The sequence below is a fragment of the Neobacillus paridis genome, assembly GCF_016765675.1.
GTDB classification, from domain to species: domain Bacteria; phylum Bacillota; class Bacilli; order Bacillales; family Cytobacillaceae; genus Neobacillus; species Neobacillus paridis.
In genome coordinates, this window is the sequence record NZ_JAESWB010000252.1 from 1 (window position 1) to 956 (window position 956).

The 956-nt window shown below is 57.5% G+C and carries 1 protein-coding gene and 1 pseudogene; both read right to left on the minus strand.

Translation table 11 applies throughout. From position 1 onward, the window contains the following. Positions 1 to 859, minus strand: an 859-nt coding sequence (locus tag JK635_RS28700; protein ID WP_498043880.1) for a cbb3-type cytochrome c oxidase subunit I, incomplete at its 3' end; no start/stop codon positions are given. Beyond that, positions 835 to 906 (minus strand): annotated as a pseudogene (locus JK635_RS28705) (hypothetical protein); the annotation flags it as partial. The pseudogene JK635_RS28705 and the gene JK635_RS28700, both read right to left, overlap by 25 nt. Positions 907 to 956: the final 50 nt, after the last annotated feature.

A 956-nucleotide genomic window follows, 5' to 3' on the forward strand; every position in this document is an offset into this window, starting at 1 on the left:
CATTGACGCCCAGCCGCTGAAACTTGGGCTCGTGGCTCGAGATGGCGGGTGCGATATACAGCCCCGTCGCTAGCCAGGCAGTCGCTATCCATAGCACGGCCAGCTGGGTGTGCCAGGTACGCGTGATTGAATACGGCAGGATGTCGGACAAATTCACGCCGTACTGATACTGGCCTTCAATTTGGTAGTGCGCCGTGATGCTGCCTAAAAGAATCTGCAGCAGGAACATCGCCAGTAGGAGCCAGAAGTATTTGGCGGTCGCTTTCATTGAAGGCGTGACGCGCACCATACTCATGGGATCCGTGGCCGGAAAAGAATGCGATTCTTCCCTTCTTCCTGCGGAAACCGCATGGTGCCAGCCAAGCAGTGCGATGCCTGCAATCACGAAGATCACGCTGAAGGCAGACCAAACGAACGTGCTGGCTGGCGGCCGGTTACCGACGAGCGGCTCGCTTGGCCAGTTGCTGGTGTAGCTAATATTGCTGTCGGGCCGTTCTGTCACGGTAGACCAAGCAGTCCACCAAAAAAACGCGGACAACACTTTTCTATGGCCGGCATCCGGAACTGTGTCGTTTTTCATTGCATAGGCTTCGCGCAGGCCTGCTGTCGCCGGACTATTGCCGAATAGGCTCTGGTAATGCATCGAGACATCGGCAATGACGGCGGCACGATCGGCGTCAAGCGTAATGGTACCGTTCTGCGGATCGTGGGTATTCTTGCGAATCCTCTCTTCCAGCCGTCCCTGTAACGCCGCCTTTTGCTCGACCAGCAGTGCTTCGTAATTCGCGACTTTGATTCGCGTTGCGCCCAGAGGTCGAGCAGGCCGACTGCTTCTCTGTGAAGCCAGTCTGCGCTCCAGTCAGGCGCCACATAGCCGCCATGCCCCCAGATCGATCCGAGCTGCATGCCGCCAAAGGATTGCCAGACCTGCCGGCCTTTTTCAATATCGGCCCGGG